General features: G+C 38.8%; 14 protein-coding genes and 1 other RNA gene. 6 read left to right on the top strand and 9 right to left on the bottom strand.

All coding sequences use genetic code 11. The annotated features are described in order from the left end of the window. Nucleotides 1-465 precede the first annotated feature (465 nt). Entirely contained in the window at nucleotides 466-1962 is a 1497-nt protein-coding gene (locus tag CVS86_RS02420) for a C69 family dipeptidase (protein ID WP_103571421.1), read from the bottom strand. A 202-nt stretch (nucleotides 1963-2164) separates the two neighbouring features. Here CVS86_RS02420 and rpmI point away from each other — a divergent pair, with 202 nt between their 5' ends. Then, nucleotides 2165-2356: a 50S ribosomal protein L35 gene (rpmI, locus tag CVS86_RS02415; RefSeq protein WP_004317422.1), complete on the top strand. Its 192-nt coding sequence runs from the start codon at nucleotides 2165-2167 to the stop codon at nucleotides 2354-2356. 100 nt (nucleotides 2357-2456) lie between these two features. Beyond that, nucleotides 2457-2813, top strand: a complete 357-nt coding sequence (gene rplT / locus CVS86_RS02410; protein WP_004317321.1) for a 50S ribosomal protein L20 — start codon at nucleotides 2457-2459, stop codon at nucleotides 2811-2813. A gap of 410 nt (nucleotides 2814-3223) precedes the next feature. On the opposite strand, the gene dapF is transcribed toward rplT, so the two are convergent. Beyond that, nucleotides 3224-3967, bottom strand: coding sequence for a diaminopimelate epimerase (gene dapF / locus CVS86_RS02405; RefSeq protein WP_103617826.1), 744 nt, complete (start codon nucleotides 3965-3967; stop codon nucleotides 3224-3226). Nucleotides 3968-4042: 75 nt separating this feature from the next. Here dapF and CVS86_RS02400 point away from each other — a divergent pair, with 75 nt between their 5' ends. After that, the gene (locus CVS86_RS02400) at nucleotides 4043-4663 is read left to right on the top strand and encodes a DNA alkylation repair protein (RefSeq protein ID WP_107790851.1); all 621 of its coding nucleotides are present in this window, start codon (nucleotides 4043-4045) and stop codon (nucleotides 4661-4663) included. Here the strand turns inward: CVS86_RS02400 and coaE are convergent. Beyond that, nucleotides 4653-5255: a dephospho-CoA kinase gene (gene coaE, locus CVS86_RS02395; RefSeq protein ID WP_107790850.1), complete on the bottom strand. Its 603-nt coding sequence runs from the start codon at nucleotides 5253-5255 to the stop codon at nucleotides 4653-4655. The two genes, CVS86_RS02400 and coaE, sit on opposite strands and share 11 nt — an antisense overlap. 79 nt (nucleotides 5256-5334) lie before the next feature. On the opposite strand from coaE, the gene purM reads away from it, so the two are divergent. Beyond that, nucleotides 5335-6318, top strand: a complete 984-nt coding sequence (gene purM, locus CVS86_RS02390) for a phosphoribosylformylglycinamidine cyclo-ligase (protein ID WP_107790849.1) — start codon at nucleotides 5335-5337, stop codon at nucleotides 6316-6318. 193 nt (nucleotides 6319-6511) lie between these two features. Beyond that, entirely contained in the window at nucleotides 6512-6931 is a 420-nt protein-coding gene (locus tag CVS86_RS02385; RefSeq protein ID WP_107790848.1) for an RDD family protein, read from the top strand. Between the two features lie 433 nt (nucleotides 6932-7364). On the opposite strand, the gene CVS86_RS02375 is transcribed toward CVS86_RS02385, so the two are convergent. Continuing rightward, entirely contained in the window at nucleotides 7365-7799 is a 435-nt protein-coding gene (locus tag CVS86_RS02375) for a hypothetical protein (protein ID WP_103568671.1), read from the bottom strand. A 113-nt stretch (nucleotides 7800-7912) separates the two neighbouring features. Here CVS86_RS02375 and ffs point away from each other — a divergent pair. Beyond that, an RNA gene (gene ffs, locus CVS86_RS02370) (signal recognition particle sRNA small type) lies at nucleotides 7913-8010 on the top strand. On the opposite strand, the gene CVS86_RS02365 is transcribed toward ffs, so the two are convergent. The 5 genes from CVS86_RS02365 to dnaA form a co-directional block, all read right to left on the bottom strand. After that, nucleotides 7997-9232: an HD domain-containing protein gene (locus tag CVS86_RS02365; RefSeq protein ID WP_021092473.1), complete on the bottom strand. Its 1236-nt coding sequence runs from the start codon at nucleotides 9230-9232 to the stop codon at nucleotides 7997-7999. The two genes, ffs and CVS86_RS02365, sit on opposite strands and share 14 nt — an antisense overlap. Next, a complete protein-coding gene (gene queF, locus CVS86_RS02360) occupies nucleotides 9232-9849 on the bottom strand; it encodes a preQ(1) synthase (RefSeq protein WP_234399215.1) in 618 nt (205 codons plus the stop codon). The genes CVS86_RS02365 and queF overlap by 1 nt, the downstream gene beginning before the upstream one ends. Nucleotides 9850-9866: 17 nt before the next feature. Continuing rightward, nucleotides 9867-12176, bottom strand: coding sequence for a DNA topoisomerase (ATP-hydrolyzing) subunit B (gene gyrB, locus CVS86_RS02355; RefSeq protein ID WP_103581634.1), 2310 nt, complete (start codon nucleotides 12174-12176; stop codon nucleotides 9867-9869). Between the two features lie 17 nt (nucleotides 12177-12193). Beyond that, the gene (dnaN, locus tag CVS86_RS02350; RefSeq protein ID WP_021088742.1) at nucleotides 12194-13261 is read right to left on the bottom strand and encodes a DNA polymerase III subunit beta; all 1068 of its coding nucleotides are present in this window, start codon (nucleotides 13259-13261) and stop codon (nucleotides 12194-12196) included. Nucleotides 13262-13414: 153 nt separating this feature from the next. Beyond that, nucleotides 13415-14725 carry a chromosomal replication initiator protein DnaA gene (gene dnaA / locus CVS86_RS02345; protein WP_103645462.1) on the bottom strand — a complete coding sequence of 437 codons (1311 nt, stop codon included), beginning with the start codon at nucleotides 14723-14725 and terminating at the stop codon, nucleotides 13415-13417. Nucleotides 14726-14814: the final 89 nt, after the last annotated feature.

Below are 14814 nucleotides of genomic sequence, written 5' to 3'. Positions count from 1 at the left end.
GGTTTGGGGGCGGAAGGGGCGACGCTTCGTAAGTAGAAACCCCTTCTGCCACCAAAAGCCAAATTTTCACTATCACAGCTCAAACAATAAATTTAATCACCTCAAACACGGTGGGTGACACCCGCTTCTTCTTAAACTAAAGTAAAATTTATAAAAAACCCTGCTAAAAAGGTCCTTGCCAAATTTCAGGCACTGCTTAGCTTTGCTATTAAAAATGCAGTTACAATGCAGCGGACCTGCTAGCAAAAATGGATTTATCTCAATGTGAAAAAATGTAAAATCATTTAAAAATTTGCGTGTTTTTTGAAAATCGCTGATATGTTTTTTGCCGAGATTAATGAGCTTTACGCATGGGACAAGGCATCAGCGTTTTTCCTTTGTAGTGAATTTTTGTCGCATTATAAACGCTCTTTGCCAAATTTTTGTTTAAAGTTTGGGCGCTACTAAATTTCACGCCCAGAATATTTAGTCTTTTTTGCCTTTATTTAGGGATTTTAGCTTAGCATCCATATCGGCTGTAAGCATAGTAAAGACCTTATTTGTAAGCTCCTGTGTTAGATCTTTAGCCTCTTGCATAGTCTTTTGGCTAAATTCATTTAAGAGTTTGTCCGCTTTTTTCTTATCTTTTTTATAAAGCTTTACGTACTCATCTTCAAATTTAGCCTGTTTTACCGCCAACTCTTTTTCAAATTTAGCGTAAGCCTCTTTTACCACTGGCGAATACTTCTCATAATCAGTCATCACAAGGGTTTGAAGCTTTCTATAAACCCAGTAAATCGAAGTGTCATCAGCATCGTATGAGCCATCAGAGTAGCCTTTTATAAAGCCATCAAGCCCCTCGTAATACGGCAAATAAACGCTAAGATCAGCCATACCAAGAGCGACGTAGGTCACACGGCCGATCTCTTTTGGTAGCCATGGGCGCACCTGCATGACGTGAGACTCGTATGTTCTAAAGACGCTTATAGCGCGGTAGATGTTTTTCTTATCTTCATCTTTGCTAGCGTAGTTATCAAACGCAGTGCCGTCGTAATGGGCTCTCATCGCAGCTTTTAGATCCTCAACACTTAGTTTTTTCTCTGGTTTTAAAAATACTGGAAATTTTTGACCGTCAGCGAAGTCTTGTTTTAGGCTTGGATTAAACATACTTTGCACCCAACAAACACGTGGGTAGTTGTAAGTCACATCTCTCTCATCATCCCTTGTATAGGCCTTTGTAAAGTTAAATTCTCCGTCTTTTGCAGGGTCATAAGTCTTGTTATCGATCGCAAATTTGATGACATCTTTTGCGCCCATGAAATTTGGATCATTCTCTTTATAAGCGTGAAGTCTGCCTTGGTTTGCGGTGACGAAGTATTCATCTTGCGGAATCTTTGAAGCGATCCACTTATGACCTGTGCCAGTTTCAAAGTACCAAAGCTCGTTTGCATCGACAAATACCACGCCAAAGCCCTCGCCAGCGCCTTTTGTCTCAACTATCTCGCCAAGAAGCTTAACGCCCTCTTTTGCACTTTTGATGCGTGGCAAAAGTACGTCTGGGATGTCATCTTCTGTGATGCCAGTCTCTTCGTTGTATGGATCAACTTTTAAAAGCTCATCTTTTGCGTAGATGGTCTCAGTGCCACTTAGTCCAACGCCAGCCTCGTTGTAGCCGACTGCTCCGTGAAGTTTTGTGTGTGAATTTGCGATAGTTGTGTATCTCATGCCATCTTTTGGGAGTGGATATGTAAAGTCATTTGCGCCGTCATGCGCCTTTGAGCTGTGCATGCCAGTTTGGTTTTTCGTAGCTGGGTGTATCAAAAAGACTTGAGCCTTTATAGCCTTGCTATCAGCGCTTCTAGCCACTAACATAGAGCCGTCGTTTGAGGCTTTATCTCCTACTAAAATGGTAGTGCATGCCAAGCTACTTGTGCCTAAAATCGCACTCATAGCGACGATTGATGCGAGAATTTTGCCTTTCATTTTTACTCCTTTAGTAAAATAAAATTTCTTATATGTGATTATATGCCAAATTTAATAATTTAATTATAAATTTTAAAATTTTTTTAAGTTTAATGTAAATTTATTGCAAATTTTGTCTAAGTGAAATTTAAATTTTCTAAAGGATTTTTCGCTATAATCCAAATCTTACGCACTTGCGTATAAAATTTCAAAAAGGATTAGCATGCCAAAGATGAAAACCGTTCGCGGTGCTGCTAAGCGCTTTAAAGTAGGTAAAAATAAGATAAAAAGAGGCTCTGCTTTTAGAAGCCATATCTTAACAAAAAAACCTACTAAGCGTATGAGAGATTTGCGTGGCCCAAAATACGTGGACAGCACAAATGTCCCAGCCGTTCGCAAAATGCTCGGCGTATAAAGCAGCGTAGATTTAAGTTTTTGACAAAAAAGTCATTCAAACTCCCCCAAATTTAGGGGCAAGACTCACTTCGTGAGCGCCAATTTGTAAAAGGATAAATATGGCAAGAGTAAAAACAGGCGTAGTTAGAAGAAGACGCCATAAGAAAGTTTTAAAGCTAGCACGTGGCTTTTTCAGTGCTAGACATAAACACTTTAGAAAAGCTAAAGAGCAACTAGAGAGAAGTTTAGTTTATGCATATCGCGACAGACGCCAGAAAAAACGTGATTTCAGACGTTTATGGATCGTTCGTATCAACGCAGCTTGCAGACTAAACGACATTAGCTATTCAAGATTTATCAACGGCTTAAATAAAGCTAAGATCGAACTTGATAGAAAAATTTTAGCTGATCTAGCTATGAATGACGCGAAGGCATTTGCGGCACTTGCAAAACAAGCAAAAGATGCTTTGAAATAACACCTTTTCTCCGCTTCGGCGGAGATCTTCCTTTTTATACACTTTAAATTTTAATAACAAAATTTCTATAAAACTCTTTGTTTTAATTTACTACCCGCGACTTTTACAAACTACTAGCCAAATTTAACTACTAGCAGCCAAAATAGCTAAATTTTGATACTCGTATAAAAGCAGTGTTTAAAAGTTTCAGTAAATAAAATTTCGGCGGAGATTTTTACACCCCAACAAATTTCATATAAATTTATTTTCGAGATATTTAAGTAGCTAAACTCTTAAATGGTTTTTATTTAAATTTTAATCAGTACCACTATAAATTTAGCTTAGCTGTTGAGCGCAAATTTAGCGATATAAATTTGAAAATTTGCTTGCTCTGACTAACCAAAAGCAAGCACAAAAACTCGCTCTAAAAGCTAAATTTCGATACTCGTATCAAAGCAGTGTTTCACCGCTCCGCTAAATAAGATTTTGCCATTTTCTAGCCTAAGTCCAAGCTCCTCGCCGCTTTTTGGATAGACTTTTAGGCATTGCGCTGCGTTTAAATTTAAAGTAGCACCGTAAAAGCAAGCCGCCATGCCAGTGCCACAAGCTAGCGTCTCGTCCTCCACGCCCCTTTCGTAGGTTCTTACTTTTAAAACTCTGCCATCAAATTTGGCTAAATTTACATTTGCATTGTATTTTTGACGAAGCACCCTGCACTCTTTGACGTCAAATTCATCTAAATTTTGCGTGAAATTTACAAGGTGTGGCACGCCAGTATCGTAAAAATACCAAGTTTTGCCGTTTTCATTTAGTGGCTCGCTTAAAATTTTTGGATTTGTTAGCACGACCTCGACGCACTCATCTTTCACGCTTGCCATCACCTCGCCGCTACCAGTTAGCAGAGCAAATTCGCTTGAACTCACAAGGCCGTTTAGATAGGCATATCTAGCAGCCGCACGCGAGCCGTTGCCACACATCGCAGCGTAGCTTCCGTCGCTGTTGTAAAACTCCCATTTCACGCCCTTTTCGTAAGGCAAAAGCACGATGAGCCCGTCAGCTCCCACGCCGTTTGTTCGGCTGCAAATTTGTCTTGCAAGCTCGCTTCTATCTTTGCTCAAAAATGTATGAAATATGACAAAATCGTTGCCGCTGGCGTTATATTTTGAGACTTGCATGAGCCATCCTTCTATTTTTTGCGTGATTTTACTAAAATTTAGATAAGAGTTATTAGTGATTTTAAAGGAGCCACTTTGAAGAGCTACATCTTAAATTTAGAAAAAGAGTTTTCTTTAATAGAAAATGGCTTTAAAGAGCAAGAAAGAAGGGCCTTAGCTGACTATAAAGCAAAGGGAGCTGAGTACTGCAAAGGGCTTGCATACCTAGCATACGGCTCGAAGCTCTATCAAGTGCGGATGTATGCGGTTTTTCTCTTTGGACACCTATCAGATCGTGAAGAAATTTTGGCGTTTATGAGAGATGAAGTCTCAAAAGACGAAAACTGGAGGGTTCAAGAGGTGCTAGCAAAGGCGTTTGACGAGTTTTGTAAAAAAGTTGGCTACGAGCAGGCACTTTTAACCATCGATGAGTGGCTAAAAAATGGCAACGCAAATGCAAAAAGAGCCGTAACAGAGGGGCTTAGGATATGGACAAACAGGCCCTATTTTAAAGATAACCCAGATGAGGCGATTAGACGGCTTTCTAGCCTAAAAGAAGACGAGAGCGAATATCTTAGAAAGTCGGTCGGTAATGCTCTAAAGGATATAAGCAAGAAATTTCCAAATTTAGTAAAAGCTGAGCTTGATAGCTGGGATTTGGGTAGTAAAGAGAGCTTGCAAACATATAAATTTGCTAGTAAATTTATCAAGAAATAGCACAAATTTGCTTTAGAAATTTCTCTATCTCTAGCTTTAAATTCTCCATGTCGCTGCTATTATCGATAACAAATTTTGCCATTTTTCGCTTTTGCTCGATGTCCATCTGAAGCCCTACTCTAGCTTTTGCATCCTCTAAGCTTAGCCCATTTCGGCTTATTAGTCGGCTTAGCAAAAGCTCTTTTGGCGCGTAGATCACGGCTACATTTTTAAACTCAGCGTAACACTCCTTTTTTTCAAAAAACAAAGGGATATCGACAAAATAAACTTGCCCCAAGCACTCAAGCTGCGAAGCTTTGAAAAAAATTTCAGCTTTTATCTTTGGATGTAAAATCTGTTCTAAATTTTTAAGCTTTTTTGGCTCGTTAAAGACGATAGCACCCAGTTTTTTGCGATCTATCCTGCCAGTCTCATCTAAAATTTGCTCGCCAAAAACTTCTACTATCTCGCATTTACAAATTTCAAGCTGTTCGTGCGCGATGAGGTCCGCATCTATCACGCTAAAACCTCGCTCTTTTAGTAAATTTACAACCGTGCTTTTGCCACTAGCTATCGAGCCTGTGATGACGTAGGCGTTTGGAAAATTCTGCAAACTCGCTCCATTTTTGAAAATTGATAACAATTTTAGCAACTTTTGGCTAAAGTTTTAAAAAATAATCAAAAGGGTGAAAATGATAAGTTATAAAGATGCCGGAGTTGATATAGATGCTGGAAACAGCTTTGTTGAGGCGATCAAGCCTTTCGTAAAATCTACGCAAACACCAAACGTCATAGGCGGCATCGGATCATTTTCAGGTGCGGTCAGACTGCCAAGCGGATATAAAAATCCAGCCATTTTAGGCGCAACCGACGGCGTTGGCACGAAGCTTCGCCTAGCTATCGACGCTAAGAAATTTGATGGCGTTGGCGAGGATCTAGTCGCTATGTGCGTAAATGACCTCATCTGCAACTTCGCCATACCACTCTTTTTCCTCGATTACTACGCGACTGCAAAGCTTGAGATAGAGAGCGCCAAAGAGGTGGTAAAAAGTATCGCAAACGGCTGCAAAAAGGCGCAATGCGCGCTGATCGGCGGTGAGACAGCCGAGATGCCGTCGATGTATGAAAAGGGCGACTTTGACCTTGCTGGATTTGCCGTGGGTATCGCTGAGGCTGACGAGATCGATAGGAGCAAATTTGTAAAATCTGGTGACGTTTTAGTCGCACTTCCAAGTAGCGGCCTGCACTCAAATGGCTTTTCGCTTGCAAGAAAAGTGGTAAGCGAACTCGGGCTAAAATTTGATGAAAAAGTGAGTGAGCGCAAGCTCATCGACGTGCTTCTTGAGCCAACTAGAATTTACGTGAGCGACTTTTTAAGATTAAAAGATAAGATCACAGCGATGGCGCATATAACGGGTGGTGGCATAGTTGAAAACTTGCCTCGCGTCTTCCCTGCTGGACTTGGCGCGAAGGTACAAAAAAGCGCTATAAAAACGCCTGAAATTTTTAAAATCTTAGCTCAAAAAGTAGAAGATAGCGAGATGATGAGGACATTTAACATGGGCGTTGGTATGATCCTTGTTGTACCTAAAGAAAACGTTGATCCTGTGCTAGCAAATAGCGATGGCTACGTGATCGGCGAAGTGGTAAGTGGCAAAGGCGTTGAGCTAGTTTGATGCAAGAATTTAGCAAAAAACGCCTGCTAAGATCAAAAATCTTAGCGTTTTTATAGGTTGTTTTGGCGTGCTAAAAAGCGAGATAAAAAAGCTTGATATTTATACGAAGTCTCGCGCACCTCTACTATGCTTTGCGTCACGCATGATAACGGCTAGAAATTTAGCCAAATTTTTATAAATACAGGAAAGTAACTTGGCAAAACAAAAGGCAAAAATCGCACCTATTTGGGCTAGAGTGAAGGCCTTTATCATCGATCTTTTTATCATCGGTATGCCAATATTTTATGCGACAACATATCTTGTACTTGATGGCAAAGAGGCATTTTTGCATAACCAGCTTGCGATCTTTGGCGTAAATAGCCTCATCTCATTTATAATGTGTCTATTTTTTAGCATAAAGGCACAAACTCCAGGCTACAAAGCGCAAGAAATTTATCTCATAAATTTACAAACCGGCAAAAAGATAAGCCTTCTTCACGCGATCTTGCGTCAAATTTGCTTTGCATTTGCTGGCTTTAGTGTCATCGGACTTTGCCTTTGCTTCTTTAGAAAAGACAAACTAAATTTACACGACATCATAACCCACTCAGCTGCCGTGCAAAAAGCAGCTTAAATTTACTTCACTCCGTGCCAAAACAGGCGGTTTTTGCCTAGCTTTGTGTCGATACTCTCTTTTACAATGGAGCAAATATGCTCTTTTAAAGCCCTATGGTTTGCTTTAGTCTCTTACCCTTTGCAGGGTAGCAAGCAAGCGACGCCAAGAAAGTGCAACCAGTCCCACTCATCACAAGCTGGCTAATCTACGCGTTTAATTATTTTTATTTTGTAGCATCCTGCTTTTAAATTTTATGGTTAGCAAAGTCTATAAGCACAGAATTTCAGTCGCTTTATCACAAAAATAATTTAAATTTAGCTTATGAAGTATTGTTTTAAATTTTAGTTATAAATCACCTAAGCTAACGAGACAAATAGAGAAAAATCAAGGCTGAAAATTAAGAAATTTAGCTATAAGCTACGAAAAATTTTTGATTAAATTTGAGTGAAATTTAAGCACTTTGCGAGTAGAGTTTGACCTCGTTTATCAAAAACTCATATACTCTTTGCTGCACTAAAATTTCCTCCTCGCAGCCACTCATCAAACGGCGAAGGTGCGAAAAGTCTATCTTTTTAGCATATCTTTTGTGATCTTTCATATCTTTATCTATGCTTAAAAGAAGTGTGTCAAGCGTGATCCTGTCGCTTCTTTTGACCCTTGCCACGTACTCTCTAACGGTTTGGATTAAGAAGTCTTTTCTAGTCTGATCATTTTCATAAATTTCATTTACGATGTCATTTAAAATGAAAAAATCATCCTCATCTGGGTCAAATTTAGCCGAGATAATCGCAGCAAAAATTTTGGCACGAAACTCTAAAGACTTGTGATGATAGACAAAAAAATCTCTAAAGGCCGATAAAAAACGAAGTTTGATCTTTCCTGACATTGCCCTACTTTTGGTGAAATTTATGTGAGATTATATACTCTTAAAGCTAAATTTTTAAAAATGTAACTATAAAACTAAATTTAAGTATAGTTTTTGTATGATTGCGAAGCTCCTTCTTAGACCTGTGCAATGCTTTTTATGAGCACCGCTTCAGGGTGGGAACACAGCAGAGCACTTGTATTAAGTGTGTGCCGCAGTCATCTGAGAGGGGGTCTTTCTAAACCAAAATGCTCATTAAAATCATCGCAAATTTCTAAAAAATCCACTCCATCGATCTTAGGTTTTTCGCTAAAAAATTTATACATATTATTAAAGCCATCAGTTAGCTCTTTTGACTTGACACCGTAGCTTATAGAAATTCCAGCTTCGATGTAGGCTGAGAGCTTATCGCAGTATTTTAGCGCTTTGCCATCGATCGGGTTAAATTTATCCTCATTTACGTTCTCCATAGTCCCTTCGTGGCAGATGATCTTGCGCTCATAAGTCCTATTTTCAAACTCATCTTTTATAAATTTCTCGCCATCTTTTCTGATACCAAGGATGTAGCTAAACTCATCTTTGATCTTTTCAGGCACAAATGGCAAAATCCTCTCATCAATAAGTCTCATCTCATACTCGCTGATGATCTCATTTAGTCCCTTTACACCGTATTTTACAGGGCTGATAATGTCGCGTGTAAGGCTCTCTGGTAGGTCGTGAAATAGTGCGCAAAAGAAGTTATTTTCTAGGCGTTTTTTGCAAGCTTTTGCTTTTAGCGAGTAAAAGTAGCTTAGTATCGCAACAACTAGCATGTGTCCTAAGACCGCAGTTTCAGGGATGCGAGGCGTTTGTGCCCAGCGCTTTTGAAACCTTAGCCTGCCACTTAGATCAACAAGGCGAGCTAATTTTTGATTCATAGCGATCTTTCTAACGCCGATTAACTCGTAGTAATCCTCCATCTCCTCCTCAACCTTCGCCTTAAGCTCGTCGATGTCGCTTAAAAACTGGCTCGTTTGATAGACGATAGAAAATTCCCACCTCGTGGCAAGATAGCTGGCTGCTTTTAGTATAAGGCGCTCTTTTTCGTGAGTTTTGTCGTTTTTATAGTGGTTTTTAAATCTCTCCAAAAACTCGCCGTCCTCGATATCTGAGATGAGCGTCTCAAGGTTGCTTAAAACCCAGCTATTTATCTGCTCTTTTTTTGTCTTTTGGATGTGGTGAAAGACGTCAGGGCGTATGTCTGTGACTACGACCCTGCTTAAAAACTCAAAAATTCCAGCCTCGATGATGTAATTCATATCGGCATTTTGCTCTTGTTTTGCTATGAAATAAGCGATGATAAATTTATGAGCCTGCTTGTCAAGCTCGACTAAATTTGTCATCTTTGGATAGTCGTTCCAACGTGATATAGATGCTGCTTTAAAGATATGTTCTATAAGCTTAGCACTTATCATTATTTATCCTTTTTGACTACTTTTGGCTTCTTATCATCTGCGTAGCTTATCTTTCTAAAGCCCTCTTTATTTGAGCTTCTTCTTGGTTTGTCATCTTTTTGAAATTTATCATCTCTGCTGCCTCTACTGCTAGCGCGATCGCTTGTGCTACGTCTCTCACGCGCTTTGTCACTAAAGCTTCTCTCCCTACTTCTTGGAGTAAATTCTTTCTCTTCAGCTGGCTTTTTTACGACTAGATCAGAGCTGATCTCGATAACCGTATGGACATTTCCACGTGGGTTAAAGTCGCCCACTATCTTCATAAATTTAGGCTCAAGCTTTTTCTCTAAAACAGAGTAAATTTCATTTATACTATCTTCGTGGCTGATGTTGCGGTTCATAAAGCTATTTATATAAAGCTTTATCGCTTTTAGCTCGACAACTAGCTTGTTTGGGATATATTCAAGATAGATCGTCGCAAAGTCAGGATAACCAGAGCGAGGGCAAAGGCAGCAAAACTCAGGCAGAGTAATCTTTATGACATAGTCCCTTGTTTGCTTATTTTCCCAGACCTCAAGGTCACTCTCTACGTCAAATTCTTTCAAAATTTTCTCGCCATACTTCATCTCTTCGCTCATTTTTTATCCTTTTTCTTTTAAATATCCAAGTGTTTAACGTCTTTTGCGTGGTCTTGGATGTAGTTTCTTCTTGGCTCGACCTCATCGCCCATGAAGAGATTAAACGTGTCAGAAGCACTTATAGCGTCGTTTATATCGATCTTTAAAAGTCTTCTATTCTCAGGGTTCATAGTTGTCTCCCAAAGTTGCTCAGGGTTCATCTCACCAAGACCTTTGTAGCGCTGGATATATGCACCTTTTTTCGCATTTTTCTCTACTTCATCAAGCACGTCTATAACGTCACTATGCAAGTCTAGGCCACGCTCTTTTATCTTTTGGCTGATGTAAAGTGCCTCTTCATAGAGTGGATTTGTAAATAAATTTTCATTTACCACAAGCTCTTCTAGACCACTTTCAGTTTGGACATAAATTCTAACCTCATCTTCGCTAACGTAGTGGTTTAGGATGTTGTGACCCTCAGCTTTTAAGAAGTCTCTTAAAATTTCAAAAATTTCATTGTAGCTTTTTGAGACAATGTCTGGATTTTCTATCATATAGCGGATCGCTGAAAGGACGTTAAAGCGTTTTTCAAGCTCTTTTAAGACGCTTCTATAAGCTGCAACGATCTTTAAGAAATCAATCAAATCTGCACTACCGATACCCTCTATATCAACGCCCTCGATGCCAGTTTCGATAAGAAATTCGTTTAATGCCTTTTCATCTTTTAGATAAATTTCTTTCTTACCTTTTTTATAGCGGTAAAGTGGCGGCTGAGCTAGATAGATGTGGCCGTTTTCTACAACTTTATTTAAAAATCTAAAAAAGAATGTTAAAAGCAGTGTCTGGATGTGGCTACCATCGACGTCGGCGTCGGTCATGATGATGATCTTATGATATCTAAGCTTTTCAGCGTCAAATTCATCTCCGATGCCACAACCTAGCGCTGTTATCATATTTTTTATCTCATCAGATTTTAAAATTTTATCTAGTCTTGCCTTTTCAACGTTTAGAATTTTACCCTTAAGCGGTAATATCGCTTGAAAAACTCTATCACGTCCCTGCTTTGCAGAACCGCCAGCAGAGTCGCCCTCCACCAGATATAGCTCGCTAATTACTGGGTCTTTACTCTGACAATCAGCTAGTTTGCCAGGTAGTGTGCCTACGCTCATGCTCTCTTTTTTACGAGTTAGATCCCTAGCTTTTTTAGCGGCCTCGCGACCACGAGCTGCCATTAGAGCTTTATCCATTATCGCTCTTGCTTCGATAGGATTTTCTTCAAAATACTTTGTAAGCACATCAAAAACCATCTTTTGAACGATAGGTTTTACGTAGCTTGAACCTAGTTTGCCCTTTGTTTGTCCCTCAAACTGCGGCTCTGGCACCTTTACGCTCACAACTGCGATAAGTCCCTCGCGGATATCTTCGCCAGTTATCTTTGTATCTTTTTCACGTGCAGCAGCGTTTGCTTGAACGTAGTTTGTGATAACTCTTGTAAGGCCCGCTCTAAAGCCAGCCTCATGCGTACCGCCATCTGGAGTTTTGATGTTATTTACAAAGCTTAGTAAATTTTCACTATAAGTGTCGTTGTAAAGTAGGGCAAAATCAACCATAACATCATCTTCGCCGCCGCTAAATGAGACTGCTTTGCTGACAGCATTTGCCTTGTTCATATCAGTTACAAAGCTCTCAAGTCCACCCTCAAAATGAAAGCTCTCACTTCTGCCATTTCTTTGATCTTTAAAATTTATAGTTATCTTTGGGTTTAGATATGCTAGCTCGCGAAATCTTTTAACTAAAATTTCATCGTCAAATTCAGTCACTTCAAATATACTATCATCTGGCCAAAACTCGACTTGCGTACCTGTGCGGTTTGTAGTTTTTATCACTTCAAGATCGCTTTGTGGGATACCTTTTGCAAATTCTTGTCTGTGAAGCTTGCCATCGCGTTTGATATTTACGACTAGCTTTTTAGAAAGGGCATTTACGACAGATACACCAACGCCGTGAAGACCGCCCGAGACCTTATAAGTGTCCTTGTCAAATTTACCACCAGCGTGAAGCACAGTTAAAACAACAGTCGCAGCTGAAATTTTCTCAGTCGGGTGCATATCTACTGGGATACCACGGCCATTATCGCTAATGATCGCTGAGCCCTCGCGTGTAAGCTCAACATCTATCGTATCGCAGTATCCTGCCATCGCTTCGTCGATAGAGTTATCAACGACTTCGTAGATCATGTGGTGAAGACCGCTGATGTTAGTATCACCTATATACATGCCTGGGCGCTTCCTAACCGCCTCAAGCCCTTTTAGTACTTTAATATTTTCTGCGCCGTAATTATTTTCCATCATAAACCTTTTTTAACTTATATATTTAATGGACTTATAACCGTTAAAAGCTCTTTTGAGCTAACAACGAAAGGTAAATTTTTATCTTTAAATCCAAACTCAAATTTCTCATCTTCTATGCTTTGTAAGAAGTCTATTAAATTTCTATTTTTTACATTTATGCTGATATCTTCTTCAAGTCCTGTTTGAAACTCTATCATCGTTTTGGCTTCAGAGTTGTCCTCTATGATGCTCTCAAATGTGATGCTCTCTTTTGAAAAAGTTATCTTCATCTGATCGCTTAGCATCGATATAGTCTTGATGCCTTCAACCATCTTATCTCTGCTTAGCTCAAATCTTATAGCGATATCTTTTGGTATAACGCGCTCATAGTCAGGGAATTTGCCATTTATAAGCTTTGTGAAAAACTCAAAATTTTGGCTTTGAGCGATTAGGACGTTTTCATCATAGTAAATTTCTATCTTGTCAAAAAATAGCTTTTGAATTTCATTTATCGCTTTTTTAGGGATGATCAGTGAAAACTCATTGCTCGCTTCATTTGCAAATTTAAATACAGCTAGCCTTTTTGTATCGGTGCCTACTATATTTATATAGTTTTGTTTTATATCTAGCAAAGCGCCATTTAGCTCAAATTTAGGGTTGTTGCTATCGATGCATGGCAAAATTTTCTTTAAGCTTCTACCTAACATTATGGCGTCTATGTCAAATTTAGCCTTGCCTTCTATCGTTGGAAACTCTGGGAAATCTTCAAATTTATACATTGGAAGTTTGTATTTTGAGTTTTTTTGTTTGATGTAAAGATAGTTATTAACAGTTTCAAGCGTTACCTCTTCATCTTTTAGGCTTTTTATTATGTCAAGTAGCTTTTTACCATTTGCTGTTGCATAGCCCTCATCAACGATCTTTGCGTTGCTTAGTTTATATGCTAGTCCTATCTCATGATCAGTCGCTTTTATGTTTAAAACTCCATCTTTTGCAGAGATATAGATGTGAGAAGTGATAGCACTAAGATCTCTTTTTTCGAGATATGGATTAGTGTTTGTTACTATGCTCTCAAGCATGTTTTTGTTTATTAAAACCTTCATTAAATACTCCCTCTTATTTTTAATTTTCTTTTTGTTGTATTAGTTGGTAGCGTGAAAGTGTGAAAACCATCTTTTCTCACGCCAGCATCGTTATTTAAAATGTGAAAAGAATTTTTCATTTCTTCACATTTATTCACGAATTTCATTCTGTTTTTATCCTTTTGTTAAAATTTTGTTCTTTATCTCAGTCACTCTGAGATTGAAAATTTCGTTGCTCTCCATGAGCTCGTTTATCTTTTTTATGTTGTGACTAACGGCGCTATGGTCTTTCATACCAAAATAGTTTGCGATTTGAGGCATCGAATTTGCAGTGAGCATCTTCGCAAGGTAGATGATGATGCGTCTAGCTTCTACGATGTTTTGCACTCTTGACTTGCTTTTTATGTCGCTTGGCTTGATGTTTAGCTCTTTGCTAACGATCTCTATAATGGTTTCAAGATTTATATTTTCATGCTTCTCTTTGATGAGATCTTTTAGTGTATTTTTAGCAAATTCAAGCGTTATCTCAACTCTCATCAAGCTTGCATAGGCGTTTAAATTTATGATAGCGCCCTCGATCTCACGGATATTATCGCCCATGTTTGTAGCGATGTAGTCGATCACTTCTTTGTTTAGATAAATTTTATCAAATTCACATTTTTTGATGATGATAGCTATCTTTGTATCAAGCTCAGGTGGCGTGATATCAGCCATTATGCTTTGTTCAAACCTAGACTTTAGCCTCTCATCAAAGCCTTTTAGTATCTTTGCTGGGCGGTCTGAAGTCATGACGATCTGACCTTTTTTGGCGATGAGCTCGTTAAAGGTGTTGAAAAACTCCTCTTGAATTTTATCGGTTTTACCTAGAAACTGAACGTCGTCTATTAGTAAAACGTCGCAGTTTCGGTACTTTTCACGAAATTTAGTCATCGAGTGGCTATTTAGATGCGTGGTAAAATCAATCATAAACTGATCACTCGTCACGCAGATGACGACCTTGCCTTGATCTAGGCAATAATTACCAACTGATTGAAGCAGGTGCGTCTTGCCAAGGCCGGTTGTGCCATATATAAAAAGTGGGTTGTAAAGCACGCCAGGCTTGTCTGCAACTGCTTTTGCGTTTAGAAAGGCAAACTGATTTGAGTCACCGCAGACAAAATTTTCAAATGTATATCCAGGGTTTAAAATGCTGCTTTGCGCCTTGATCTGCTTTACATTTACTTGGTTTTGCTTTATGTTTTTTAGCTTTGTTTGACTAGTTATCTCGACCTCTGGCTTTTTGCCGGTTTTTACTTCGTAAAGGTAGGCGATCTTTTCTGCGTATCTAGTTTTTATAAATTTAGCCATCAATTCACTCGTGGCGTTAAAAACTATAAAATCTTCGTTTGAAGCCTTTTCATTAAATTTTAATTGTTTGATGTAGCAGTCAAATTCATTAGCTGATATTTTTGTCTGTAAAAGCTCTAAAATCTCGTCTGCTAGCAAATTTCAACCCTTTTTATTTAATGAATTTTATTAGCGATTTTATCTTAAATTTAATAAAACCTTTGTTAAACTCTGACAAACTTTTTCAC

Source organism: Campylobacter concisus (genome assembly GCF_003048605.1).
Taxonomy (GTDB): Bacteria; Campylobacterota; Campylobacteria; order Campylobacterales; family Campylobacteraceae; genus Campylobacter_A; species Campylobacter_A concisus_BM.
Note: the sequence above shows the minus strand (reverse complement) of the source record. Positions and strands in the feature narration are given on the sequence as shown.

Bases quoted from the DNA above. Each gene is read 5' to 3' on its own strand.
- CVS86_RS02420 (WP_103571421.1), bottom strand. From the start codon at position 1,962: ATGAAAGGCAAAATTCTCGCATCAATCGTCGCTATGAGTGCGATTTTA.
- rplT (WP_004317321.1), top strand. From the start codon at position 2,457: ATGGCAAGAGTAAAAACAGGCGTAGTTAGAAGAAGACGCCATAAGAAA.
- dapF (WP_103617826.1), bottom strand. From the start codon at position 3,967: ATGCAAGTCTCAAAATATAACGCCAGCGGCAACGATTTTGTCATATTT.
- CVS86_RS02365 (WP_021092473.1), bottom strand. From the start codon at position 9,232: ATGATAAGTGCTAAGCTTATAGAACATATCTTTAAAGCAGCATCTATA.
- gyrB (WP_103581634.1), bottom strand. From the start codon at position 12,176: ATGGAAAATAATTACGGCGCAGAAAATATTAAAGTACTAAAAGGGCTT.
- queF (WP_234399215.1), bottom strand. From the start codon at position 9,849: ATGAGCGAAGAGATGAAGTATGGCGAGAAAATTTTGAAAGAATTTGAC.
- CVS86_RS02375 (WP_103568671.1), bottom strand. From the start codon at position 7,799: ATGTCAGGAAAGATCAAACTTCGTTTTTTATCGGCCTTTAGAGATTTT.
- rpmI (WP_004317422.1), top strand. From the start codon at position 2,165: ATGCCAAAGATGAAAACCGTTCGCGGTGCTGCTAAGCGCTTTAAAGTA.
- purM (WP_107790849.1), top strand. From the start codon at position 5,335: ATGATAAGTTATAAAGATGCCGGAGTTGATATAGATGCTGGAAACAGC.
- dnaN (WP_021088742.1), bottom strand. From the start codon at position 13,261: ATGAAGGTTTTAATAAACAAAAACATGCTTGAGAGCATAGTAACAAAC.